At 71.3% G+C, this 22,958-nt stretch carries 19 protein-coding genes, 1 rRNA gene and 1 pseudogene (1 of these 21 only partly in view); 9 read left to right on the top strand and 12 right to left on the bottom strand.

Features of this window, described 5'->3' with window-relative positions:
* Positions 1–48: ribosomal RNA gene (locus G408_RS0108320) — 16S ribosomal RNA — on the bottom strand; it reaches 1,490 nt to the left of the window's first position.
* Between the two features lie 381 nt (positions 49–429).
* A complete protein-coding gene (tyrS, locus tag G408_RS0108325) occupies positions 430–1,644 on the bottom strand; it encodes a tyrosine--tRNA ligase (RefSeq protein ID WP_028770723.1) in 1,215 nt (404 codons plus the stop codon).
* 168 nt (positions 1,645–1,812) lie between these two features.
* Between tyrS and G408_RS13850 the strand changes: the two genes are divergently transcribed.
* Positions 1,813–3,099, top strand: a complete 1,287-nt coding sequence (locus G408_RS13850; RefSeq protein ID WP_051282803.1) for a M23 family metallopeptidase — start codon at positions 1,813–1,815, stop codon at positions 3,097–3,099.
* 31 nt (positions 3,100–3,130) lie between these two features.
* Positions 3,131–4,222: pseudogene (locus G408_RS13855) on the top strand (anhydro-N-acetylmuramic acid kinase); the annotation flags it as partial.
* 32 nt (positions 4,223–4,254) lie between these two features.
* Here the strand turns inward: G408_RS13855 and G408_RS0108345 are convergent.
* From G408_RS0108345 to G408_RS0108355, 3 genes are read right to left on the bottom strand one after another with little or no spacing between them, the layout of a single operon-like run.
* Positions 4,255–4,548 carry a hypothetical protein gene (locus G408_RS0108345; RefSeq protein ID WP_028770724.1) on the bottom strand — a complete coding sequence of 98 codons (294 nt, stop codon included), beginning with the start codon at positions 4,546–4,548 and terminating at the stop codon, positions 4,255–4,257.
* Positions 4,549–4,573: 25 nt separating this feature from the next.
* Positions 4,574–5,902: an AmpG family muropeptide MFS transporter gene (locus tag G408_RS0108350; RefSeq protein ID WP_028770725.1), complete on the bottom strand. Its 1,329-nt coding sequence runs from the start codon at positions 5,900–5,902 to the stop codon at positions 4,574–4,576.
* Positions 5,892–6,662, bottom strand: coding sequence for an exodeoxyribonuclease III (locus G408_RS0108355; protein ID WP_028770726.1), 771 nt, complete (start codon positions 6,660–6,662; stop codon positions 5,892–5,894). Before G408_RS0108355 ends, G408_RS0108350 begins: the two co-directional genes overlap by 11 nt.
* Before the next feature lie 145 nt (positions 6,663–6,807).
* On the opposite strand from G408_RS0108355, the gene pyrE reads away from it, so the two are divergent.
* Together pyrE and G408_RS0108365 are read left to right on the top strand one after the other, a co-directional pair.
* A complete protein-coding gene (pyrE, locus tag G408_RS0108360) occupies positions 6,808–7,458 on the top strand; it encodes an orotate phosphoribosyltransferase (RefSeq protein WP_028770727.1) in 651 nt (216 codons plus the stop codon).
* A gap of 6 nt (positions 7,459–7,464) precedes the next feature.
* Complete coding sequence (locus G408_RS0108365; protein ID WP_028770728.1) at positions 7,465–8,133, top strand: DUF4124 domain-containing protein; 669 nt, start codon at positions 7,465–7,467, stop codon at positions 8,131–8,133.
* Positions 8,134–8,174: 41 nt separating this feature from the next.
* Here G408_RS0108365 and G408_RS15680 read toward each other — a convergent pair whose 3' ends face one another.
* The 3 genes from G408_RS15680 to coaBC are packed head-to-tail and all read right to left on the bottom strand — an operon-like array spanning position 8,175 to position 12,148.
* Positions 8,175–10,499, bottom strand: coding sequence for a phosphomannomutase/phosphoglucomutase (locus tag G408_RS15680; protein ID WP_037412848.1), 2,325 nt, complete (start codon positions 10,497–10,499; stop codon positions 8,175–8,177).
* 15 nt (positions 10,500–10,514) lie between these two features.
* Positions 10,515–10,973 carry a dUTP diphosphatase gene (gene dut / locus G408_RS0108375; RefSeq protein WP_028770730.1) on the bottom strand — a complete coding sequence of 153 codons (459 nt, stop codon included), beginning with the start codon at positions 10,971–10,973 and terminating at the stop codon, positions 10,515–10,517.
* On the bottom strand, positions 10,970–12,148 hold the full coding sequence (coaBC, locus tag G408_RS0108380) for a bifunctional phosphopantothenoylcysteine decarboxylase/phosphopantothenate--cysteine ligase CoaBC (RefSeq protein WP_028770731.1): 1,179 nt from the start codon (positions 12,146–12,148) through the stop codon (positions 10,970–10,972). The genes dut and coaBC overlap by 4 nt, the downstream gene beginning before the upstream one ends.
* A 118-nt stretch (positions 12,149–12,266) precedes the next feature.
* Here coaBC and radC point away from each other — a divergent pair, with 118 nt between their 5' ends.
* Complete coding sequence (gene radC / locus G408_RS0108385; RefSeq protein WP_028770732.1) at positions 12,267–12,941, top strand: RadC family protein; 675 nt, start codon at positions 12,267–12,269, stop codon at positions 12,939–12,941.
* Between the two features lie 68 nt (positions 12,942–13,009).
* Entirely contained in the window at positions 13,010–13,999 is a 990-nt protein-coding gene (locus G408_RS0108390) for a hypothetical protein (protein ID WP_028770733.1), read from the top strand.
* A gap of 95 nt (positions 14,000–14,094) precedes the next feature.
* On the opposite strand, the gene G408_RS0108395 is transcribed toward G408_RS0108390, so the two are convergent.
* A complete protein-coding gene (locus G408_RS0108395) occupies positions 14,095–15,879 on the bottom strand; it encodes a hypothetical protein (protein WP_156890111.1) in 1,785 nt (594 codons plus the stop codon).
* A 222-nt stretch (positions 15,880–16,101) separates the two neighbouring features.
* On the opposite strand from G408_RS0108395, the gene argS reads away from it, so the two are divergent.
* Positions 16,102–17,865 carry an arginine--tRNA ligase gene (argS, locus tag G408_RS0108400; RefSeq protein ID WP_028770735.1) on the top strand — a complete coding sequence of 588 codons (1,764 nt, stop codon included), beginning with the start codon at positions 16,102–16,104 and terminating at the stop codon, positions 17,863–17,865.
* A gap of 47 nt (positions 17,866–17,912) precedes the next feature.
* On the top strand, positions 17,913–18,470 hold the full coding sequence (locus tag G408_RS13860) for an SPOR domain-containing protein (protein WP_051282804.1): 558 nt from the start codon (positions 17,913–17,915) through the stop codon (positions 18,468–18,470).
* A gap of 37 nt (positions 18,471–18,507) precedes the next feature.
* On the opposite strand, the gene G408_RS0108410 is transcribed toward G408_RS13860, so the two are convergent.
* Positions 18,508–19,398 (bottom strand): NAD(P)-dependent oxidoreductase, encoded by an 891-nt coding sequence (locus G408_RS0108410; RefSeq protein ID WP_028770736.1) that lies wholly within the window; start codon positions 19,396–19,398, stop codon positions 18,508–18,510.
* Positions 19,395–21,311, bottom strand: coding sequence for an arginine decarboxylase (gene speA / locus G408_RS0108415; RefSeq protein WP_028770737.1), 1,917 nt, complete (start codon positions 21,309–21,311; stop codon positions 19,395–19,397). Before speA ends, G408_RS0108410 begins: the two co-directional genes overlap by 4 nt.
* A 219-nt stretch (positions 21,312–21,530) precedes the next feature.
* Here speA and speE point away from each other — a divergent pair, with 219 nt between their 5' ends.
* Positions 21,531–22,388, top strand: coding sequence for a polyamine aminopropyltransferase (gene speE / locus G408_RS0108420; RefSeq protein WP_028770738.1), 858 nt, complete (start codon positions 21,531–21,533; stop codon positions 22,386–22,388).
* Positions 22,389–22,642: 254 nt separating this feature from the next.
* On the opposite strand, the gene G408_RS0108425 is transcribed toward speE, so the two are convergent.
* Positions 22,643–22,958, bottom strand: a 316-nt coding sequence (locus tag G408_RS0108425) for an integrase core domain-containing protein (protein ID WP_028770739.1), incomplete at its 5' end; no start/stop codon positions are given.

Below are 22,958 nucleotides of genomic sequence, written 5' to 3' on the forward strand. Positions count from 1 at the left end.
GGCCTGCCGCCAGCGTTCACTCTGAGCCAGGATCAAACTCTTCAGTTAAAGCAAAAAGCTTTAAGCAGATCGTCGACCCCGAGCTTGCGTCGCTTGCTTGACAATTGACAGTGCTCATGATCGAGCGTCTGCAAGATTGATGATGACCATCACCACCCTGCAGGCACCCGCACAAAACACCTGCGCGTACTTTCAAAGATCTACCCCCAACCGGCGCCTTTCGCGCCACCAGGCGTTTCGCCCGAGGGAGCCGCACACTATACAGCACTTTCGAAGAACGTCAACACCTCAGCACCGACATCCTCCTCCAGCCCCTCCACCACACCAGCCCATCAAGGCCCGCCCGGCGAAGGGGCGCGAACTATAGGCCACACACAAACCGCATGCAAGAGGCGCAGCCGGCGGGGCGCGAGGACAACACGCCGGCGTTCAGGAAGCACCGCGGAGCACGACCCGGGCAAAGGTGCGCTTGCCGACCTGCAGCAGGCCCTCGAAGCCAGGGGTGAACAGGCGCTGGGCGTCCTCGAAGACCTCGCCATCGATGCGCACGGCGCGCTCCTTCAGCTTGCGCATGGCCTCGGAGTTGCTGGGCGTGAGCCCGGCCTGGGTGAGCAGGGCGGCGATGCGCAGGCCCTCCGCGGGCACGACGAGTTCGGCAAGCGGCAGCTGGGAGGTATCGCCGCTGCCGCTCACCACCGCCTGCCAGCCGGCCACCGCCTTCTCGGCCTCGGCGGCGCCATGGAAGCGCGCCGCGATCTCGCGGGCGAGGCGCAGCTTGAGATCGCGCGGGTTGAGCTGGCCGGCGGCGATGTCGGCCTTGAGCCGCGCCATCTCGGCGAGCGAGATCTCGACGCTCAAAAGCTCGATCCAGCGCCACATCAGGGCATCGTCGATCTTCATGGTCTTGGTGACCATGTCGATGGCCGGCTCGTCGATGCCAATGTAGTTGCCGAGCGACTTGCTCATCTTGTGCACGCCGTCGATGCCCTCGAGCAGGGGCACCGTCATCACCACCTGCGGGGGCTGGCCGTAGTGCTCCTGCAGGGCGCGGCCCATCAGCAGGTTGAAGGTCTGGTCGGTGCCGCCGAGCTCGACGTCGGCCCTGAGTGCCACCGAGTCGTAGCCCTGCACCAGCGGGTAGAGGAACTCGTGGATGGCGATCGGCTGCTGGGCGGCGAAGCGCTTGCTGAAGTCGTCGCGCTCGAGCATGCGCGCCACGGTGTGCTGGGCGGCAAGCCGGATCATGTCGGCGGCCGACATGGCGCCGAACCACTCGGAGTTGAAGCGCACCTCGGTGCGCTCGCGGTCGAGCACCTTGAACACCTGGTCGGCATAGGTGCGGGCATTGGCCTCGACATCCTCGCGGCTGAGCGGCTTGCGGGTGGCGCTCTTGCCAGTGGGATCGCCGATCATCCCGGTGAAGTCGCCGATCAGGAAGATCACCTGGTGCCCGAGGTCCTGGAACTGCCGCATCTTGTTGAGCAGCACGGTGTGGCCGAGATGCAGGTCGGGGGCGGTGGGATCGAAACCGGCCTTGATCCTGAGCGGGCGGCCGGCGGCGAGGCGGGCCTCGAGCTCTTCGGGCTTGAGGAGGGTGTCGATGCCACGCGCGAGCTGCGCGAGGACGGAATCAGGGCTGGCCATGGCGGTGCTTCATGAAGATGAAAGGGTGGGCAGGGCCACGGAATCCGGGGCCTCGCCGTTAACGCGAGGTTAAATGCTCGGGGCGAAAAAATCCAAGCGCCACAAGGGTTTGACGATGGTTTTCAGGCGCCGGTAAGGTACGCCGATCCTGCCTTCCGGAGCCCCGTTTTGATCCACGTCCGCCGTCTCGCGCCGAAGGCACCGCGCGCCCTCACCGCCGCCCTCGGCCTCGGCCTGCTGGCCCTCACCGCCTCGGTCGTTCCTGCCCTGTACCGCGCCATGGACGGCGGCGCGGCCGATACCCTGACACTGGCCGTGGCCCTGCCGCCCCCGCCACCGCCCGCGGCGGAGGCCGTGGCGCCGGCATCGGAGTGGCGCACCGTGCGCATCGCCTCGGGCCAGACCCTGGGCAGCGTGTTCGCCGACCTCGGGCTCTCGCCGCGCACCATGCATCGCCTGCTGGAAGTGCCGGAAGCCAAGCAGATGGCCTCACGGCTGCAGGTGGGCAGCGAGCTGGCCTTCGAGATCGGACCGGATGGCGAACTGCGCGGCCTGCGCTTCGACCAGGACGAGAGCCGCCGGATCGCCCTCGCGGTGACCGAGGACGGGGTGCGCCGGGAGGTGATCGAGCGGCCGATCGAACGCCGCACCCTGGTGGCCGGCGGCACCATCACGAGCTCGCTGTTCGCCGATGGTGCCCGCGCCGGACTGAGCGCGCCGGTGATGCTCGACATGGTCAAGGCGCTGCAGTACGACATCGACTTCGCCCAGGACCTGCGCGAGGGCGACAGCTTCCAGATCGTCTACGAGGAGCTCTGGCGCGAGGGCGAGCGCCTGCGCGACGGCGGCGTGGTGGCAGTGAACTTCGTCAACCAGGGCAAGCACTACACCGCGCTGCGCTTCGAGCACGAGGGCCGCGCCGAGTTCTTCGACCTCGAGGGCCGGCCGCTGCGCAAGAGCTTCATGCGCACCCCGATCGAGTTCGCCCGCCTGACCTCGGGCTTCGGCGCGCGCCGCCATCCGATCCTCGGCCGCATGCGCATGCACAACGGCGTGGACTACGCCGCGCCGGTGGGCACGCCGATCTTCGCCGCCGGCGATGCCCGGGTGAAGTTCGCCGGCTGGCAGAACGGCTATGGCCGCACCGTCATCCTCGACCATGGCAATGGCGTGACCACCCTGTACGCCCACATGTCGCGGCTCGGCCCGCACCGCGTGGGCGAGCGGGTACGCCAGGGCCAGACCATCGGCTATGTGGGGGCGAGCGGCCTTGCCACCGGCCCGCACCTGCACTACGAGTTCCGCGTCAATGGCGTGCACCGCAACCCGCTGACCGTGACCATGCCGAAGCCGGAGCCGCTCAAGGGCCCGGCACTGGCCGAGTTCCGCCGCGCCACGGCGCCGGCGCTGGCGCAGCTCAGGCGCCTCGAGGGAACCCAGCTGGCGGCGCGCTGAGGTCCGGCCCCGGCATTCCCCGCGCCCTGCCGTGTCGCTCTTCCTCGGCCTGATCAGCGGCACCAGTGCCGATGGCATCGACGCCGTGCTGCTGCGGGTCGAGCCCCGTATCGAGGTGCTGGCGGCGCGCACCCTGCCCTACCCTGCCGATCTCCGGGCCACGGTGCTGGAGGTTTCGCAGGCCGATGCCCGGCTCGACCTCGATGCCTTCGGCGCCCTCGACAGCGCGCTCGGCGAAGCCTTCGCCGCCGCCGCGCTCGTCCTGCTGGCCGAGGCCGGGGTCTCCCGCGAGGCCGTGCGGGCGATCGGCTCGCACGGCCAGACCCTGCGCCACCGCCCGCGCCCGCCGCAACGCTTCACCCTGCAGGCGGGCTGCCCGCATGTGATCGCGGAACGCACCGGCATCACCGTGGTGGCCGACTTCCGTCGCCGCGACGTGGCCGCGGGCGGCGAAGGCGCGCCGCTGATGCCGGCCTTCCACGCCGCGGTGCTGGGACATCCGGAGGAGGTGCGCGCGGTGCTGAACCTGGGCGGCATCGGCAACCTCACCCTGCTGGCTCCCGGTGAACCGGTGCGCGGCTTCGACACTGGCCCGGCCAATGGCCTGATGGATGCCTGGTGCCTGCGCCACACCGGCCGCGGCTACGACGCCGGCGGCGCCTGGGCCGCGGGCGGGCGCGTGCTGCCCGCGCTGCTGGAACGCTGCCTCGCCGAGCCCTGGCTGGCCCTGCCACCGCCAAAGAGCAGCGGCCGCGACCAGTTCCACCTGGGCTGGCTCGAGGCCCATCTGGCAGGGGACGAGGCGCCGCAGGACGTGCAGGCCACCCTGCTGGAGCTCACGGCCCGCAGCATCGCCGAGGCCCTGCGCGCGACCCAGCCGGCCACGCGCCGGCTGATCGCCTGCGGCGGCGGCGTGCACAACACGGCCTTGATGGCACGGCTGGCCGCCCTGCTGCCAGACATCGCGGTGGAGTCCTCGGCCGCGCACGGCCTGGACCCGGATGCCGTGGAAGCCGCGGGCTTTGCCTGGCTGGCCTGGCAGACCCTGGAAGGCCGGCCGGGCAACCGCCCGGAAGTCACCGGCGCCGCCGGGCCGCGGGTGCTGGGCGCCATCGTTCCGGCCGGGCCGCACCAGGGCGCCGGCCGGGCGCCGGCTCAGCCCGGCGTCGATTCGTCGCCCGGCTTGCGCGCGTAGGCCGGCGCATCGTCGGGCAGGGCGCTCATGGCGTTCATCGCCTCGTAGAAGGCACGCGCCTCCTCGTCGTTCCAGGCCCCGCGCAGGCGCGCGATGTCGCCCGGCACCGGCGGCGGGTCGGGCTCGGCAAGGCCCAGGGCCTGCTTGAGCAGGTGCAGGATGACATCGTTGAGCGGCCAGCCCTTCTGCCGGGCGATCTCCTTGAGGCGCTCGGCCACCCGTTCATCGATGTCGCGGACGAGGAAATCGGCCATGGGGGCGGGCCGCGCTCCGTGGGAATCAGGGGCCCGAGCTTACGCCCCGCGGCCCCCGGCGTGCCAGCCACGCGCAGAGCGCGATGGCCGGGATGGCGAACAGCGCGGTGCCGGCGAAGAACCAGGCATAGGCCTCGGGCAGTGGCCGGCTCGCCGCCAGGGCCTCCACGGCCACGCCGGAGAAGCCCTTCAGCAGCTTGCCGAGCAGGGTGTAGAAGGAGCTGAGCAGGGCGTACTGGGTGGCGGTATAGCCGAGCGCGGTGAGGCTCGACATGTAGGCCACGAGCGCGATGCCGGCGAACCCGGCGGAGAAGTTGTCGATCGCCATCGCCAGCATGAAGACCGCAGGATCGCCGCCGCTCAGGGCCAGCCAGGAGAAGGCCAGGTTGGAGAGCGGGCCGAGCACGGCACCGCCGATGAGGGTGGGAAAGAGACCGAAGCGGATCGCGCACAGGCCGGCCGCCGCGGTGCCGAGCAGGGTGCCGGCAAGCCCGACGCTGGCCCGCACCTTGCCGATCAGCTGCTCGGCGATGCCAAGGTCGGCGTAGAGCGGGTTGGCCATCGGTCCCATCACGAAATCGGCGAGGCGATAGACGCTGATCGCCGCCAGGATCGCCAGCGCCCACTGCCGGTGCTGGCGGAAGAAGGCGAGGAACGGACCGAGGATGGCGTCGTACAGCCCGCGCGGGGTCCAGATCGGTCCGCTGGCCAGCGCCGCCACGCTGCGCGGCTCGTCCACCCGCAGCACCACCACGAGCGCGGCGAAGGCGAGCGCCGCCATCAGGGCATAGGACCCCGGCCAGCCGAGATCGACGGCGATCAGGAAGATGGCGGCATCGGTGAGCAGGAGCGCGCCGCGGTAGCCGAACTGGTAGGCGGCGCTGAGCAGGGCGAGCTGGTTGGCGTCCTCGGCGCATTCGATGCGCCAGGCGTCGATCACGATGTCCTGGGTGGCGGAGGCGAAGGCCACCAGCACCGCCAGTACGGCGAAGGTGGACAAGTGCCCTGCGGGCGTCAGCAGGGCCATGCCGGCAAGACCGAGCACCACCAGTGACTGCGCGAGGAGCAGCCAGCCGCGGCGGCGGCCGAAGCGGGCGAAACCGAGCGGCGCCGGCACCCGGTCGACGATCGGCGCCCAGAGGAACTTCATCGAATAGGCAAGGCCGACCCAGGACAGGAAGCCCACCGCGCCAAGATCGATGCCTTCCTTGCGTGCCCAGAAGCCGAGGGTATTGCCCACCAGCATGAAGGGCAGGCCGGCGGCGAAGCCGAGCAGCAGGAGCAGGGCGACGTTGGGCCGGCCAAGCCCCGCGAGCACCTCGCGCCAGCCGGGGCGCGTGCGCTCAGTCGCCATAATCGACGACGAAGGGCGCGTGGTCGGAGAAGCGCGGCTCCGGATGGATGGCGCAGTCCTCGAGGCGGGCGGCGAGCCCCGGGCTCACCAGCTGGTAGTCGATGCGCCAGCCCACGTTCTTCGCCCGGGCCTGGCCGCGCTGGCTCCACCAGGTGTAGTCCTGGCCGGCAGGACGCAGATGGCGGTAGGCATCCACCCAGCCGTCCTCGCCGAGCAGGGCGCCCATCCAGGCCCGCTCCTCGGGCAGGAAGCCGGAGTTCTTCTCGTTCGACTTCGCATTGCGGATGTCCATGGCCGTATGGGCGATGTTCCAGTCGCCGCAGAGCACCACCTCGCGGCCCGAGGCCAGCAGTTCGCGCAGCTTCGGCCGCAGCCAGTCCATCACCTCGAACTTGAAGGCCTGCCGCGCCTCGGCCGAACTGCCCGAGGGCAGGTAGAGCGAGACCACGGAGAGGCGGCCGAAACGCGCCTCCAGCCAGCGCCCCTCCTCGTCGAAGGCCTCCCAGCCCAGCCCGGTGACGAGCGCGTCGGGCGCGCGGCGGCTGTAGATGGCCACGCCCGAATAGCCCTTCTTGGTCGTCGCGTCGCGGAAGGCCACGTGGTAGCCGGCGGGGCGGAAGAGCGCGTCCTCGAGCTGGTGGGCCTGGGCCTTGGTTTCCTGCACGCAGAGCACGTCGATGCCCTGCGAGGCGAACCAGTCGAAGAAGCCCTTGCTGGCCGCGGAACGCAGGCCGTTGGCGTTGAAGGTGGCGATGCGCATGCGGCGACGGGGGGCCGTCCGGGTCTCGATGGGATGGAAAACCTGGCGATTGTGGCCGATCCAGGGCCTCGGCGTGGGCAGGCCGGCGCGAATCGGCTAGCCTGCGCGCCAGCCTTCATCCCCGCTTCATGCACTGGAGCCACCCATGGGCGATTACCGCCAGGCCTTCCTCGAACTGTCGCTGCGCTGCGACGCCCTGCGCTTCGGCGAGTTCCACCTGAAATCCGGGCGCACCAGCCCCTACTTCTTCAATGCCGGGCAGTTCAACTCCGGCGCGGCGCTGGCTGGGCTGGCCGACTGCTATGCCGAGGCCCTGCTGGAGAGCGGCCTTGGCTTCGACATGCTGTTCGGCCCGGCCTACAAGGGCATCCCGCTGGCCACCGCGCTGGCGATCGCGCTGGCGCGGCGTGGCCGCGACGTGCCGGTGGCTTTCAACCGCAAGGAAGCCAAGACCCATGGCGAGGGCGGCACGCTGATCGGCGCGCCGCTCGTCGGGCGGGTGCTGGTGGTGGACGACGTGATCACCGCCGGGACGGCGGTACGTGAATCGGTGGAGATCATCCGTGCCGCCGGCGCCCGGCCGGCCGGGGTGCTGATCGCGCTCGACCGGCAGGAACGCGGGGCGGAGGGCCAGCGTTCGGCGGCCCGGGAGGCGGCGGAGAGCCTCGGCGTGCCGGTGGTGGCGGTGGCCCGGCTCGACGACCTGCTGGGCTTCGTGGCCGACCGCCCGGCGCTGGCCCTGCACCGCGAGCGCCTGCTGGCGTATCGTGCGCAGTACGGCTCCCTCGACGGGTGAACTGACATGGCACGCATCGCCCCGGCCACCGCCCTGCCCGCCCTCGCCCTCGCGACGCTGCTCGTGGCGCCGCTCGCCGCCCAGCCGCGGGCCGAGGCGGAGAAGAAGCTGTACCGCTGGGTGGATGCCACCGGCAAGGTGCACTACACCGATGCCCTGCCGCCCGAGGTGGTGAACCAGGCCCGCGAGGAACTGAGCGCCCGCACCGGTCTGGTGCGTGCCGAGATCGGCCGGGCGCTGACCGAGGAAGAGCGGCGGGCGCTCGAGGCCGAGACCGCGGCCGAGGCCGCGGCGCGCACCCGCGCCGAGAACAGCCGGCGCGCCGAGGAGGCGAAGGTGAGCGCCTTCCGTACCGAGGAAGACCTGCGCAGGTCCTACGCCACCCGCCAGGCCATGATCGACGACACCCTGGTGAGCCTGGAGGCGGCGATCGCCTCGCAGCGCGCCAGCCTGCACCAGCAGCTGGGGGTGGCCGGGGATGCCGAGCTGGCCGGGCGGCCGGTGCCGCCGCGGGTGGCCGAGACCATCCAGGAACTGCGCCGCGAGGTCTACAAGCAGGAACAGGCGCGGCTGGAGCGGGCGGCCGAGAAGCAGGTGGTGCAGGAAGAGCTGGAGCGGCTGGTCGCCCTGCTGAAGGAACGCCAGGAGCGCGGCCTCGCCCCGCCGGGCGGCTGAAGGCCGCCCCCGCCGCCCCGACCGCCCCGCGCGATCCGCCCTCAGAAAGGCAGCGAAAGGTCGCTGCGCAGCGCCAGCATCGCCGTCCGGAACGCCTGCTGCACCCGCGCCAGCGCCTCCTCGCTGTCGGCCTCGAAGCGCAGCACCAGCACCGGCGTGGTGTTCGAGGCACGCACGAGGCCCCAGCCGTCCGGCCAGTCGGCGCGCAGGCCGTCGATGGTCGAGACCCGGGCGCCCTCGAAGCGGGCGTTCTGCACGAAGGCCTCGATGAAGGCGTGCGGTTCGCCCTCCTGCATCTCGACCTTGAGTTCCGGGGTGCTGATCGCATCGGGAAGCCCGGCGAACACTTCCTCCGGCTCCTCGGGGCGGGTGGCGAGGATCTCCAGCAGGCGCGCGGCGGCATAGAGACCGTCGTCGAAGCCGTACCAGCGCTCCTTGAAGAAGAAGTGGCCGCTCATCTCGCCGGCCAGCTCGGCCTCGGTCTCCTTCATCTTCGCCTTGATCAGCGAGTGGCCGGTCTTCCACATCAGCGGGCTGCCGCCGTGGCGCAGCACGTAACCGGCGAGATGGCCGGAGCACTTCACGTCATAGATGATGCAGGCGCCCGGGTTGCGCTCCAGCACGTCGGCGGCGAACAGCATCAGCAGGCGGTCGGGATAGACCATCCGGCCTTCGCGGGTGACCACGCCGAGGCGGTCGCCGTCGCCATCGAAGGCGAGGCCGAGATCGGCGCCGGCGCGCTGCACCGCCTGCACCAGGTCCTCGAGATTGTGCGGGTCGCTGGGGTCGGGATGGTGGAAGGGGAAGCTGCCGTCCACCTCGCAGTAGAGCGTCTCGACATCGGCGCCGATGGCCTCGAGCAGGCGCGGCCCGAGCTCGCCAGCGACGCCGCTGCCGGCATCCACCACCACGCGCAGGCGGCGCTCGATCTGGATGTCGCCGGCGATGCGCTCGATGTAGGCCTCGCCGATGTCCACGGTGTCGAGGTCGCCCCGGCGCTCGGCCACCGGCATCCGGCCCTCGACGATGCGGGCGTAGAGGTCGGCGATGGCGCCGCCGGAGAGCGTCTCGCCGTCGACCACGATCTTGAAGCCGTTGTAGTCGGGCGGGTTGTGGCTGCCCGTCACGGCGATGGCGCTGCCGAGCCGCAGGTGGTGGGCGGCGAAGTAGGCCACCGGGGTGGGCACCATGCCGACGTCGGTGACATCCACGCCCGACATGCGCAGACCGTCGATCAGGGCGCGGGCCATCTCCGGCGAGGACAGGCGGCCATCGCGGCCCACGGCGATGCCGCGCAGGCCGCGCTCCATCATCAGGGCGCCCACCGCCCGGCCGATCAGCCGCGCCACGTCGGCGCTCAGGGTCTGGCCGACCACGCCGCGGATGTCGTAGGCGCGGAAGATGCTGCGCTCCACGGCGAGGGCCGGGCCGGCGGGCCGGGGCGGGGCCGCCACCGGGGCGGCCGCCGGAGCCGCGGGCTCGGCCTGCAGCCGGCCCTGGGCCTGCAGTTCGGCGAGAGTGGGCTCGGGCTCGGCCACCGGCGTGCGGCGCGCGGCCAGCCGGCGGGCGAGGGCGGCCGCCTTCTCGCGCGGCACCAGCACCAGGGCGAAACCGGACAGGACCACCACCAGGCCGGCCACCAGCTCCACCCAGCCGCCAAGACCGTAGAGGCCCGGCTCGGCATAGGGCGCGGCACCGACCAGGCGCAGCCGGGTATGGGGGATGGCCACGGCGCCCCGCTCGGCCTGGTCGGCGAGCAGCACATCGCCCTCCTCGATCAGCGAGCGCCCGCCCTGGCGCAGGGCGGCATAGGCCCCCGGCGGCGCGGCGCGGCGCACCAGCTCGCGCAGCTCGTCCATCGGCCGGCGCACGTAGGCGAGCGCGGCGATGCCGCCCTCGCCGGGAATGGGGGCAGCGAGCGCCAGCCAGGCCCGGCCGGCGTCCTGGACGATGGCCATGTGCACGGCGTCATTGTCGAGCGCAGTGAGCAGCAGGCCGAGCTTGCCGTAGCCGAAGCGCTCGACGGCATTCCAGGCGGCACTGAGGTCGGCGGGATGGATCTCGACCGCCTCGATGCCCACCCAGTCGCCGGCCAGGGCGGCACGGGCGCCATCGAGGTTGTTGCCCTCGACCGCCTCGCGCACCCGGGGCAGCCGGCGCTGGGCATCGAGCCGCTCCATCTCAGCACTGAGCCGGGCGCGCAGCGCTGCCGCGACCTCGCCGCGCACGGCCTGTGCCTGCCCGGCCAGGGCGGCGCCCTGCATCAGGCTCCAGCCGGCGAAGGCCAGTAGCGAGCCTGCGGCAATGGCCAGCACGGCGATCAGGATGTTGAGGATGCGGATCTTCGGGCGGGGGGCGTCGGACATGTCCGGGTCTCGAGGTCAGCGCGTGCCAGTGTGGCCAAAACCGCCTTCGCCGCGCGCGGAGGCGTCGAAGGCATCGACGAGGCGCCAGGTGGCGCGGGCGATGGGGAGGAAGACCAGCTGGGCCACGCGGTCGCCGGGCTGTACGGTGACCGGCGCCGGGCCGCGGTTCCACAGGCTGATCATCAACGGGCCCTGGTAGTCGGCGTCGATCAGGCCGGTGAGGTTGCCGAGCACCAGCCCCTGCCTGTGGCCGAGGCCGGAGCGCGGCAGCACCACGGCGCAGAGGCCGGGATCGCCGAGGTGGATGGCAAGCCCGCTCGGCACCAGCGCCGTCTCGCCCGGGGCGAGGGTGAGCGGGGTCTCGAGCATGGCGCGCAGGTCCATGCCGGCCGACTGCGCGGTGGCGTACTCCGGCAGCGGAAACTCGCGGCCGAGACGTGGATCGAGGACCTTGAGATCGACGGGGAGGCTCATGCCGGCCCCAGTCGGTCGGCGATCCAGGCCACGAGGCCGGCGGCGATGCTGCGCTTGCTGCCCGGACCGAAGGCCTGCTCGCCGCCGTGCCAGTACAGCACCAGGGCATTGTCCTCGGCATCGAAGCCGCTGCCCTCCACGCCCACCCGGTTGGCGGCGATGGCATCGAGCCGCTTGGCCTCCAGCTTGCCGCGGGCGTAGGCCTCGACATCGTGGGTCTCGGCGGCGAAGCCCATCACGCAGCGCGGCCGCGCCGGGTGGCGCGCCACCTCGGCCAGCACGTCGACGGTGCGTTCCAGCACCAGGGTGGCGGGGCCGTCGGATTTCTTGAGCTTGCGCTCCGCCACCTCGACGGGGCGGTAATCGGCCACGGCGGCGGCGCCGACATAGACCGCCTGGCCCGGCAGCGCGGCCAGCACCGCGGCATGCAGTTCGGCGGCCGAGCGCACGTCGATGCGGCGCACGCCGGGTGGCGTGGGGAGCTTCACCGGCCCGGCCACCAGCGTGACCTCGGCCCCGGCGGCGGCGGCGGCCTCGGCCACCGCGAAACCCATGCGGCCGCTGCTGCGGTTGCCGAGAAAGCGCACCGGGTCGATGTCCTCGTAGGTGGGGCCGGCACTGACCAGCACCCGGTGGCCCGCAAGCCGCTTCGGCACCAGGAGCGCCGCGAGGTCAGCCACCAGGGCCGCCGGCTCGCGCATCCGCCCCTCGCCGACCTCGCCACAGGCCTGCTCGCCGGCCTCCGGCCCGAGCACCGCGACGCCGCGCTGGCGCAGCAGGGCGAGATTGGCCTGGGTGGCGGCGTTCGCCCACATCAGCCGGTTCATCGCCGGCGCCACCGCGATCGGTGCCGCGGTGGCAAGGCAGAGGGTGGCGAGCAGGTCGTCGGCATGGCCGTGCGCCAGCCGGGCGAGGACATCGGCGCTGGCCGGCGCCACCAGCACCTGGCTTGCCCAGCGCGCCAGTTCGATATGCCCCATCGCCGCCTCGGCGGCCTCGTCCCACATCGAGACGCGCACCGGGTGGCCGCTCAGGGCCTGCAGGGTGGTGGCGGTGATGAAGCGCTGCGCAGCCTCGGTCATCACCACGCGCACTTCGGCCCCGGCCTCGCGCAGGCGGCGCACCAGATCGGCCGATTTGTAGGCGGCGATGCCTCCGCTGACTCCGAGGAGCACCCGCGCTCCGTGCAATCCCGACACACCCGAGCTCCTGCCTTCGACGAGGGCGAAGCTTACCCCAGCGCACCACGGCTTCGGACGCCCGTGGCATGCTGCCGGCCGCGAGCATGGCGGCATGTCGCTGCGCCACTGGCCCGATGCCGAACGCCCCCGCGAGCGCCTGCTCGCCCAGGGCGCCGAGGCCCTTTCCGATGCCGAACTGCTCGCCCTGCTGCTCGGCACCGGGCCGCGCGGCAGCAATGCCGTGGCCCATGCCAAGGCCCTGCTGGCGCAATGCGGGGGGCTGCGCGGCCTGCTCGACCGGCCGCCGCAGGCATTGTTGCGCCTGCCCGGCCTCGGCCCGGCACGGGCGGGGGCGCTCTGTGCCGCCCTCGCCCTCGGCCGGCGGCATCTCGAGGCCGGCCTGAGCCGCGGTGCCGTCCTCGACTCGCCGGCACTGGCCGGCGAGTACTTCGCCCGCTGGCTGCGCGCCGCGCCGCGCGAGCGCTTCGGCGTGCTCTTCCTCGACAACCGCCATCGCCTGCTGGCCGCCGAGGTGCTGTTCGAGGGCGGGCTGGACCAGGCCGCGGTGCATCCGCGGGTGGTGGCGAAACGGGCCATCGAACTCAATGCCGCGGCCGTGCTGCTGGGCCACAACCACCCGAGCGGCATGGCCGAGCCGAGCGCCGCGGACCGCCGGCTCACCCAGCAGCTGAAAGAGGCCCTGGCCCTGGTCGAGGTGCGGCTGCTCGACCACTTCGTGGTGGGCGACGGCCCACCGGTGTCGATGGCGGGCCGTGGCTGGGTCTAGCCCGAGGGACTTGCGGCCACCGGAGGCTGCGCGATACTGCCGGCACGCCGCCCGCGCAGGCCCGTCCGATGCCCTTCGATTACCGCCGCGCCTACCCCGCCGACGAGGTGGAGGCCCGCCTGCCCGGCCCTGCGCTGCCCCCGGCACTGGTCTCGCAGCCCGAGCTTGCCGGCCATGCCCGCCGCGCCGCGGCCGCCTGCCGCGCCGCCGGGGTGGAGCGCGAGGCCGTGGTGGCGGCCGTGCAGCTCGGCGTGCTGAGGATGGCCCTGCGCTATGGCGAAGACTCGGCCGACCCGCTCGCCTACCACAACGAAGGGCATCTCCTGGAACTGCTGGAAGACAAGCTGCCGCTGCTGCTCTCCACCGCCCTGCTGCCGACCCTGGAGCGCGAGGCCCTGGTGCTGTTCTGCGCCTGCCACGACCTGCGGCAGCGCGAGGCGCGGCACCATGCCGAGGAGCCGATCGGCCCCAACGAGGCCGCCAGCATGGCCGAGGCCGACCGCCTGCTCGATGCCGCCGGACTGGAAGACCCGGCGCTGCGCACCCTGCTGCGCTTCGCCATCGCCGGCAGCACCTTCGCCGCCGGCACCGACGAGGGCCAGGCCCAGGGGGCTTTCGCCCATGTGCTCGGGCACTGGCTGGATGGCCAGCGACCGGGCTGGCGCGACGATGCCCTCGCCACCCAGGCCGAGCACCTGGCGCGGATGGCCGCCGATCTCGACACCAGCAACGTGGCCTCGCCCTACCCCGACTTTGCCCGGTCGGCGATCGCGCTGGCGATCGAGATCCAGCACCGCGCCGGGCGGCCGCTGGACAGCCCCGAGGCCGGGGCGAGCTGCCTTGGCTTTCTTGCCGAAGGCCAGGAACGCTACGTCTTCACCCTGCAGCGTTTCGCCTCGCGTGAGGGCCGGGCCGCCTTCGGCACCCAGCGCGACGCCAACGCGGCGAGGGTGCGCGAGACCAGCCGCCGCCTGCGCGAGCATTTCGCCACCCAGCCCCCGCGTGATGCCCATGCAGTGATCCTGGCCTTCCGCAGCCTCGCTGCCGGGGAGCAGTGAAGGCAGTCCCCGGGCCGCGCCGGGACTGGGTCCGCGATAAATAAGGAAACGCCGGCGCGAAAGGCCGGCGTTTCCATGCACCCGCGCCTGTGGCTTTACGGCTGCGGCACGAAGGGCAGGGCCCAGCCGAGGGTCCAGTTGTCCTGCGGCGCATCGGAGCGGAAGGCACCCACGTAGTCGGTGGGCACGAACCAGTCGTTCAGGCCCGGGGCATTGGCGCCCGCCGGCGGGAACGTGGCGGTCGGGGCATTGCCATTCGGCAGGACGCTGCCGGGCTTCAGGGCCGAGGCCGTGCGCAGGGTGTTGCCGGTCTGGCCGGTGAACCAGGCCTGGGTGTAGCCGGCGCTCACGCCCGAACCGTCGCGGTAGTTGCTGGTGCAGCCGAAGATGTGCACGTTGTTGGCGGTGAGCACGCCAGTGAGCGCATTCGCCGGGCCGGCGGCAGTGGCGGTGGCCGCCCCCTCGATGGCCACGCAGGCGCGGTTGAAGCCCTCGATCAGCACATTGTAGAAGTTGCCGCCGGTGCCGCTGTTGAGCTGCAGGCCGTCGCGGCCGCCACCGTTGCCACGCACCGTGACATTGGCCACGGTACCGCGGGCGCGCGGCGTGGCATCGGCATTGGTCGGCGAGTTGGAGAGCTCGAAGCCGTGGTCCTCACCGGCGCAGCCGCGGTTGTCCACCAGGCCGAACTGGATCTTGCCGGCATAGCCCTCGTCCCAGTCGAAGCCGTCATCGCCGCCGCAGGTCACCACGGCATAGCGCAGGTTGGCGGTGCCGCCGAAGAACTCGAAGCCATCGTCCTGGCCGCGGAAGGCCTGCAGGTGCTCCAGCACCGTGCCATTGCCCACGGCATTGAAGGTGAAGGCATTGAGCTCGCGGTTGGCGGTGAAGATGTAGCCCGAGTAGCGCACCTGCATGTAGCGCACGATGCCGCTGTTGTCGGCGGGGTTGCTGCCGCCGTAGCGGTTGGTGCTGTCCCACTCGGCCACGCAGTTCGGGTTGCAGTTGGCCGGGGCCTGGCCGGAGATCACCAGACCGCCGAGCTGGCCCGGGGCCGGGGCGGTGGGCGAGCCGGGCAGCTCGTTGCCCGAAGTCATGATGATCGGGAAGTCACGGGTGCCTTCAGCGAAGATCTTCGAGCCGCGGTTCACCGCGAGATGGTCGAAGGAGTTGGCCGAGGCGCCGGTGGAAACCAGCAGGGTGCCCGGCTGGATGCGCAGGGTGGCGGCGGTGCCGCCCTGGCCGACATCGGTGCCGACCTGCACCTTGCCCTCCATCACCCAGGTGATGTTGTTGGTGAGCGTGGTGTCACCGGTGATCGTGGCCGGCAGGCGGCAGGCACGCGGGCCGTAGGTCGGGGCCGCGGTGGCGAAGCTCGGGCAGGCGGTGAATTCCTGCTGGTAGACGCAGGCGGCCGGGTCGACGCCGCCGAGGCGCTGCAGGGTCTGGGTGCGGTTGGCGAAGCCCGAACCGGGGTTCATGGTGTAGCTGATGGTGATCGAGTTGCAGCTGTTCACCGTGACCGTCGCGGTGCCGATCTGGGTGCCGGCAGGCGCGCCCGGCGCGGCCCAGGTGCCGGCGGCGAAGCGGCGCACCGGCACCGTCGTCGAGCGGAACTGGAACTCCGACCAGTTCTCCTGCAGGGTGATCCAGAACGGGTTGCCGGCGTTGTCGTAGACATAGTCGGCGGCGAAGAAGGTGCCGCCCTGGCGGTTGTCGGCCGGGATCCAGTCGATCGAGACGCCGCGGCCGTTCGAGGCCGGCTCGAACCAGTTGCCGTCGAAGGCTTCGGACATGCGCACCGAGGCGCTGGCGTGGGTGGCCGCGAGGGCGATCGCGCTGGCGAGCGCCAGACGGGTGAGACGGGGCATGGCAGACATCGTGGAACTCCGGGTCGGGAACGGGCGGGCGCCCGGCGGGCGGGGCCGCCGGAGGCCCGGAAAGGGTGGGCTGCTTCGATGACAGCTCCGGGAGGCTTTCATGACAGCCGGATGTCAGCCCGGGCCCCGGGGGCGGGCTTCCGGTAAACTGCCGGGCCGTCCGCGCGGCCCGGCGCCGCGCCCCTGACCTGCCGCCCGGCCCCGGCCGGCTCCGGATTCCCGATGAAAGACCATCTCCGCGAACTGCTCGCCCAGGCCCTGCTCGACCTGCGCCGCCATGGCCGCCTCCCGGCCGACCTCACCCTGCCCGAGATCCTGCTCGAGCGCAGCAAGACCCCCGAGCACGGCGACTACGCCACCAACCTCGCCCTGCTGCTCGCCAGGCCGGCGGGCCTGAAGCCGCGCGACCTGGCCCAGGCCATCCTCGACACCCTGCCCCGGTCCCAGCACGTGGCGAAGGTGGAGATCGCCGGTCCTGGCTTCCTCAACTTCCACATCTCGCAGGCCTGCCGCCTCGCCACCCTGCGGCGCATCTTCGAGCTCGGCGAGGCCTATGGCCGCGGCGAGCCAGGCTCGCTGGAGTCGGTGACGGTGGAGTTCGTCTCCGCCAATCCGAACGGGCCGCTGCACGTGGGCCACGGCCGCGGCGCCGCCTACGGCGCCACCGTGGCCAACCTGCTCGAGGCCGCCGGCCATACGGTGCAGCGCGAGTACTACGTCAACGACGCCGGGCGGCAGATGGACATCCTCGCGGTGTCGGTGTGGATCCGCTACCACGAGCTGGCCGGCGTGGCCCTGCGCTTCCCGGACAACGGCTACAAGGGCGAGTACGTGGTCGAGATCGCCCGCAGGCTGCGCGCGAAGGCCGGCGACGCCCTGAAGCGCAGCGCCCTCGAGGTGATGGACGGCGTGCCGCCCGATGAATCGCAGGGCGGCGACAAGGAAGCCCATGTCGATGCCCTGATCGCGCGGGCCAAGGCCCTGCTCGGCGAGGCCGACTACCGCCAGGTGTTCGAGGCCGGCCTGGCCTGGTGCCTGGCCGACATCAAGGACGACCTCAAGGCCTTCGGCGTCGTCCATGACACCTTCTTCAGTGAACGCTCGCTGATGACCGATGGCTACGTGCAGCGCGCCATCGACACCCTGCAGGCAAACGGCCACCTCTACGAACGAGACGGTGCCCTGTGGTTCCGCGCCACCACCTTCGGCGACGACAAGGACCGCGTGGTGCGGCGCGAGAATGGCGTCACCACCTACTTCGCCTCGGATCTCGGCTACCTGCTCAGCAAGTTCGAGCGCGGCTTCGAGCGCGCTCTCTATATCTTCGGCGCCGATCACCACGGCTACATCGCCCGCCTGAAGGCAGCGGCCCAAGGACTCGGCCTCGATCCATCGAAGATCGATATCGAACTGGTGCAGTTCGCCATCCTCTACCGTGGCGGCGAGCGGGTGCAGATGTCGACCCGCGCCGGCAGCTTCGTCACCCTGCGCGAGCTGCGCGAGGAGGTGGGTAGCGATGCCGCCCGCTTCTTCTACGTGATGCGCGGCAACGACCAGCACCTCGACTTCGACCTCGATCTTGCCAAGCGGCAGTCGAACGAGAACCCGGTGTACTACATCCAGTACGCCCATGCCCGCATCTGCTCGTTGTTCCGCCAGCTCGCCGAGAAGGGCTACAGCTGGAACCGCAGCGCTGCCGAGGCTGCACGCAGCCGGCTCGTCGAGACACAGGAGAGCGCACTGGTGACCGAATTGATGCGCTTCCCCGAAGTGGTGCAGGCCGCCGCCCAGCACCGGGCGCCGCAACTGGTGGCCACCTACCTGCGCGAACTGGCAGCCAGCTTCCACGCCTTCTACAACGCCCAGCCCATCCTCGGCGCCGAGGAGGAGCTGCGCCATGCCCGCCTCGGCCTCGCCGCCGCCACCCGCCAGGTGCTGGCCAACGGCCTTGGCCTGCTCGGCGTCTCGGCCCCGGAGAGCATGTGATGGCAGCCCGGCGCGGACGCTCCCAGGCCAGGCGCGGCGGTGGCGGCATGCGCACCGCCCTCGTATTGCTGGCCGGCCTTGCCATCGGCCTTGCCCTGGCGGCGGGCTACCTGATGTTCGGCGACCGCAAGAAGCTCGACGCCCTGCTGCCGCAGCCGAACCCCGCGGCGGAAGCGCCACGGGTGGCCCGCGACCGCCAGCCGGTGGCCCAGGAGCCGGAAGCCCCGGCCCGGCCGGCCAAGCCCACCTACGATTTCTACACCGTGCTGCCGCAGAAGGAAGTGGAGCTGCCCGGACAGAGCGCGCAGGCGGCCCGCCCGGCCCCGCCGCCGGCCGGACCGACGGCCACCACGAATGGCGCCACACCGCCCCCCGCTGCCAGCGGCCGCCAGCTGCAGGCCGGCGCCTTCAGCAATGCCGCCGATGCCGAGGCTCTGCGCGCCAGGCTCGCCCTGCTCGGCCAGAGCGCGCGCATCGAGAGCGTGCAGGCCGAAGGCCGCACCCTGCACCGCGTGCGCCTCGGGCCCTTCGCCGACGAGGCGGCGCTGGAGAACGCCCGGCGCCAGCTCGCCGAGGCCGGCATCAGCGCCACGCCGGTGCGTTGAAACCCGGCCTTCGGGCGGGTTGCACCGCCGGGGCTACTCAGCGCTTGAGCCGGATCAGCGCCGAGGTATCGAGCTCGCCCTCGCCGCGGGCCTCGAGTTCAGCGTAGTCGGCCAGCGCGCGGTCGATGACCGGGTGCCGGATGCCCGCCTGCCGGGCCATGGCCTGCACGATGCGCAGGTCCTTGGCCATGTGCGCGCACTTGAAGCCGGGGGTGAACTCGTTGCGCAGCATGCTCGCGCCGCGCTTGTCGAGGAACCAGTTGCTGGCCGCGCCCGCCATCAGGGTGGGCAGCAGGCGTTCGGGGTCGAGACCCAGCTTCTCGGCGAAGGCAAGGCCCTCGCAGACCGCCTCGTTGATGCCGGCCACCAGGATCTGGTTCACCGCCTTGGTGGCCTGCCCCGCGCCGGTCGGGCCCATCAGGGCGATGCGCGCGCCATAGGCCTCGAGCACCGGGCGGGCGCGCTCGAGCGTGGGCTCGTCGCCGCCCACCATGACCGAGAGCCTGCCGTTCCTGGCCCCCTCCACGCCGCCGGAGACCGGCGCATCGAGGAAACCGAGGCCGCGGGCGGCAAGCCGCCTCGCGGCCTCGCGGGCCGTCTCCACCGCCACCGTGCTGTGGTCGATGACGATGGCGCCGGGCGAGAGGACGGCCGCGAGGCCATCGACGTTCTCCAGCACGTCGGCATCGGCGGAGACACAGAGCGCAACCACATCGCAGGCCGCGTAGTCATCGAAGGAGGCCGCGGCCCTCAGGGACGAGCCGGCACGCGCCGCGACGAAGGCCTGCGCCTTTTCCGGGCTGCGGTTCCCGGCCACGGCCAGCAGCCCCCGGGCGGCGAGATGCCCGGCCATCGGCCCGCCCATCGCCCCGAGTCCGATGAACCCGGCACGGAGCGGGGCCGGGGCGGCAGCAGGCGAAGCACTCATGCCAGGGGCTCCTCCGAAAGATAGGTATAGCCGGTGAGGCCAGCCTCCAGGGCGGCGAGACAGGCCGCCGCCTCGGACGCCGGCAGGGCGGCGGCCTCGACCCGGGCACGGTAGCGCGAACGCAGGTCCTCGAGCCGGTAGCCCACGTAGTCGAGCATCACATCGGTGGTATCCCCCCGGCGCTGGGTGGCGAGGGTATAGCCCCCCTCGCCGTCGAGGCGCACCGCCACGGTGTCGGTGTCGCCGAACAGGTTGTGGATGTCGCCCAGCGTCTCCTGGTAGGCGCCGACCATGGCGATGGCGAGCAGGTAGGGCTCGCCCGGGCGCGGGGGGTGCAGGGGCAGGGAGGCGTCGAGGGCCTCGCTTTCCACGTAGGTATCGATGCGGCCGTCGGAATCGCAGGTGAGATCGGCGATCACGCCGCGCCGGGTCGGTTCCTCGTTCAGGCGCTCCACCGGCACGATCGGGAACACCTGCTCGATGGCCCAGACATCGGGGATCGACTCGAACACCGAAAAATTGACGAAGTACTTGTCGACCAGGCGCTCGTTGAGCTCGTCGAGCACCGGGCGGTGGCTCTTCTCCTCGGCCGAGAGGCGCTGCCGCACCGCATGGGCGATGGCGTAGAAAAGATCGTCGAGCAGGGCGCGCTGCTCGATGCCGAGCTGACCGAGTGCGAACAGGGTCTGGCCCTCGGCGAGGTGGTGCTGGGCCTCGTGGAACAGCTCGACCGGTGGGCGCACGTCGAGCTCCGCCTGCACCTCGCGCAGGTGGCGGATGACGGCGGGCTCTCCCGGGCTCGCCGGCGGCACACGGCCTTCCGGCGCGCGCTCCACCTCCGAGACGTTCACCACTATCACCGCGTGGTGCGCGGTCATGGCGCGGCCCGCCTCGGTGACGAGACGCGGCTGTGGCAGGCCATGCTCGGCGCAGGCCTCGGAAAGCGGCTGCAGCAGGGTGTAGGCGTACTGCTCGAGGCCGTAGTTGATCGAGCAGAAAGACCGCGAGCGCGTGCCTTCGTAATCGACGCCAAGGCCACCACCGGCATCCATGATGCGGATCGGACAGCCGCGCTTCGAGAGTTCGACGAAGTAGTTCACCGCCTCGCGCATGCCGCTGGCGATGTCGCGCACATTGCTGATCTGCGATCCCATGTGGAAGTGGAGCATCGCCACGCTCTCGCCGAGGCCCGCAGTCTGCAGGCGGTCGACGGCATCCAGCACCTGGCGCGGCGAGAGGCCGAACTTGGCCTTGTCGCCGCCGCTGTTCTGCCACTTGCCGGCGCCGAGCGAAGCGAGCCTGAGGCGGATGCCGACCACCGGCGTGACGCCCAGCGCGCGCGACTCCTCGATGATCAAGGCCACTTCCGAGGGCTTCTCGATCACGATCACGGTATCGAGCCCGAGGCGCCGGCTCATCAGGGCAAGACGGATGAACTCGCGGTCCTTGTAGCCGTTGCAGACCACGAGGCTGCCCGGGCGGGCGAGCGCCAGCACGGCCATCAGCTCGGGCTTGCTGCCGGCCTCGAGGCCGAAGTCGGCGGCATAGGGCGCCGCGCCCACCGGCGCGCCGACGCGGGCCAGCTCGCCGGCCACGCCCGCATGCTGGTTGACCTTGATCGGATAGACCGCCGTGTAGCCGCCCCGGTAATCGAGCTCGCGCATGGCCTGCGCGAAGGCCTCCTGCAGCTTGCCGAGGCGGTGGCCGAGGATGTCGGAGAAGCGCAGCAGCAAAGGCAGCTTGTGGCCCATGCCGCGGGCGCGCGCCACGACCTCCGACAACGCTACGGCGGGGCCGGCCTCGCCGTGCGGGCGCGCCACCAAGCGGCCGCTCACGTCGATGTCGAAGTAGCCGTCGGACCAGTACGGGATGGAATAGGTGTGGCGGGCGCGGTCGAGCGTCCAGGCGGGCATGGGCAGGCGGCCGGTGGAACCAAGGGGCGCGTAGTGTACGACCGGGGGGTGAACGGGGGGCGGCCGGGGGCGGCCGGGACCGAAAAACGGGGGTAGACTGCGCGCCCCCCGTGTTTGGCCGGAACCATCCAGAGCCGAGCTCGCGCCCCGCGCTACTCAGGGCCAAGCTCGCGCCCTACCCTCACCGCCTCGCCTTCATCCCTTCGAGGAGTATCGACAGTGAACTCATCCCCGACTTGGCTCCACGAGACCTTCGAGCACACCGGCTCGGCCTTCGGCCTGCGCGTGAGGGCGAAGCTGGACGAAGTGCAGTCGCCGTTCCAGAAGATCGAGATCTACGACAGCACCGACTGGGGCAAGGTGATGCTGATCGATGGCGCGATGATGGTGACCACGCGCGACAATTTCTTCTACCACGAGATGATGTCGCACGCGCCGCTGTTCACCCATGCGAACCCCGAGCACGTCGTCATCATCGGCGGCGGCGACTGCGGCACCCTGCGCGAAGTGCTGAAGCACCCGGGCGTGAAGACCGCCGTGCAGTGCGACATCGACGAGCAGGTCACGGTGATGGCCCGCAAGCATTTCCCGGAGCTGTGCGAAAGCAACGACGACCCGCGGGCGACGGTGATGTTCGACGACGGCATCGCCTACATGAAGAACGCTCAGCCTTCGAGCATCGACGTGGTGATCGTCGATTCCACCGACCCGGTGGGCCCGGCCGAAGGCCTGTTCAACCGCGCCTTCTACGAAGACTGCCTGCGCGCGCTGAAGCCGGGCGGCCTTCTGGTGCAGCAGAGCGAGAGCCCGCTCGCCCTGATGCACCTGATCCTCGACATGCGCGCCGCCATGCGCGACGCCGGCTTCCAGAGCTTCCGCCTGCTGCCCTTCCCGCAGCCCTGCTACCCCACGGGCTACTGGAGCTGCCTGATCGCCGCGAAGGAGGCGCGCGACCTCACCCGGTTCCGCGAGGCCGACGCCGCGGCCAAGCCCTTCGCCACTGAGTACTACACCGCTGCCGTGCACCGCGGCGCGCTGGCCCTGCCGCCCTTCGTCGAGCGTGCACTGGCGGAGTGAGAGGTGGAGTGCGAGCAACGAGTGATGGGTAGCGAGCAGCGAGTAGAAAGTAGCGGGTGAAGAGAAAGGGCCAAGAGGTACCCCCTTAGCGTCTCTCGGTTCCAACAGTCCCCCTACCTGCGCGCAGCACCACTAGTTGATTCCGAACATCAATTGCAGCCGTCGCTATGCCGGGCGGCATCGATTGGCGAACCGCCTGGTGGAATGAAAGTTCCGGCGAACACCCTTGACCTGCGTACGGAATTTGTAGCCAATCAGCCGGTGAGTCCGGGTTGGATGGTATCGGTTTCCCGCCAGGCCCTGCGGACACTGGCTGGCGGCTTGTAGCGATGCGCACTGTGCGGTCGCCGTTCGTTGTAGAACTGCCGCCAGCGCTCGATCAGCACGCGCGCCTCGGCCCGACTGCGGAACCACTCCCGGTTCAACAGCTCATCCCGAAGCTTTCCATTGAAGCTCTCGACGAAACCGTTCTGCCACGGGCTACCCGGGGCGATGAACGCGGGGCCGATGGCCGCGTCTCGCAACCAGCGCATGACTTTCGCCGCAGTGAACTCGGCACCGTTGTCGGAA

The organism is Silanimonas lenta DSM 16282, from assembly GCF_000429065.1.
Taxonomy (GTDB): domain Bacteria; phylum Pseudomonadota; class Gammaproteobacteria; order Xanthomonadales; family Xanthomonadaceae; genus Silanimonas; species Silanimonas lenta.

Bases quoted from the DNA above. Each gene is read 5' to 3' on its own strand.
- tyrS (WP_028770723.1), bottom strand. From the start codon at position 1,644: ATGGCCAGCCCTGATTCCGTCCTCGCGCAGCTCGCGCGTGGCATCGAC.
- G408_RS0108345 (WP_028770724.1), bottom strand. From the start codon at position 4,548: ATGGCCGATTTCCTCGTCCGCGACATCGATGAACGGGTGGCCGAGCGC.
- G408_RS0108350 (WP_028770725.1), bottom strand. From the start codon at position 5,902: ATGGCGACTGAGCGCACGCGCCCCGGCTGGCGCGAGGTGCTCGCGGGG.
- G408_RS0108355 (WP_028770726.1), bottom strand. From the start codon at position 6,662: ATGCGCATCGCCACCTTCAACGCCAACGGCCTGCGTTCCGCGGCCAGC.
- pyrE (WP_028770727.1), top strand. From the start codon at position 6,808: ATGGGCGATTACCGCCAGGCCTTCCTCGAACTGTCGCTGCGCTGCGAC.
- G408_RS0108365 (WP_028770728.1), top strand. From the start codon at position 7,465: ATGGCACGCATCGCCCCGGCCACCGCCCTGCCCGCCCTCGCCCTCGCG.
- G408_RS15680 (WP_037412848.1), bottom strand. From the start codon at position 10,499: ATGTCCGACGCCCCCCGCCCGAAGATCCGCATCCTCAACATCCTGATC.
- dut (WP_028770730.1), bottom strand. From the start codon at position 10,973: ATGAGCCTCCCCGTCGATCTCAAGGTCCTCGATCCACGTCTCGGCCGC.
- radC (WP_028770732.1), top strand. From the start codon at position 12,267: ATGTCGCTGCGCCACTGGCCCGATGCCGAACGCCCCCGCGAGCGCCTG.
- G408_RS0108390 (WP_028770733.1), top strand. From the start codon at position 13,010: ATGCCCTTCGATTACCGCCGCGCCTACCCCGCCGACGAGGTGGAGGCC.
- G408_RS0108395 (WP_156890111.1), bottom strand. From the start codon at position 15,879: ATGTCTGCCATGCCCCGTCTCACCCGTCTGGCGCTCGCCAGCGCGATC.
- argS (WP_028770735.1), top strand. From the start codon at position 16,102: ATGAAAGACCATCTCCGCGAACTGCTCGCCCAGGCCCTGCTCGACCTG.
- G408_RS13860 (WP_051282804.1), top strand. From the start codon at position 17,913: ATGCGCACCGCCCTCGTATTGCTGGCCGGCCTTGCCATCGGCCTTGCC.
- G408_RS0108410 (WP_028770736.1), bottom strand. From the start codon at position 19,398: ATGAGTGCTTCGCCTGCTGCCGCCCCGGCCCCGCTCCGTGCCGGGTTC.
- speA (WP_028770737.1), bottom strand. From the start codon at position 21,311: ATGCCCGCCTGGACGCTCGACCGCGCCCGCCACACCTATTCCATCCCG.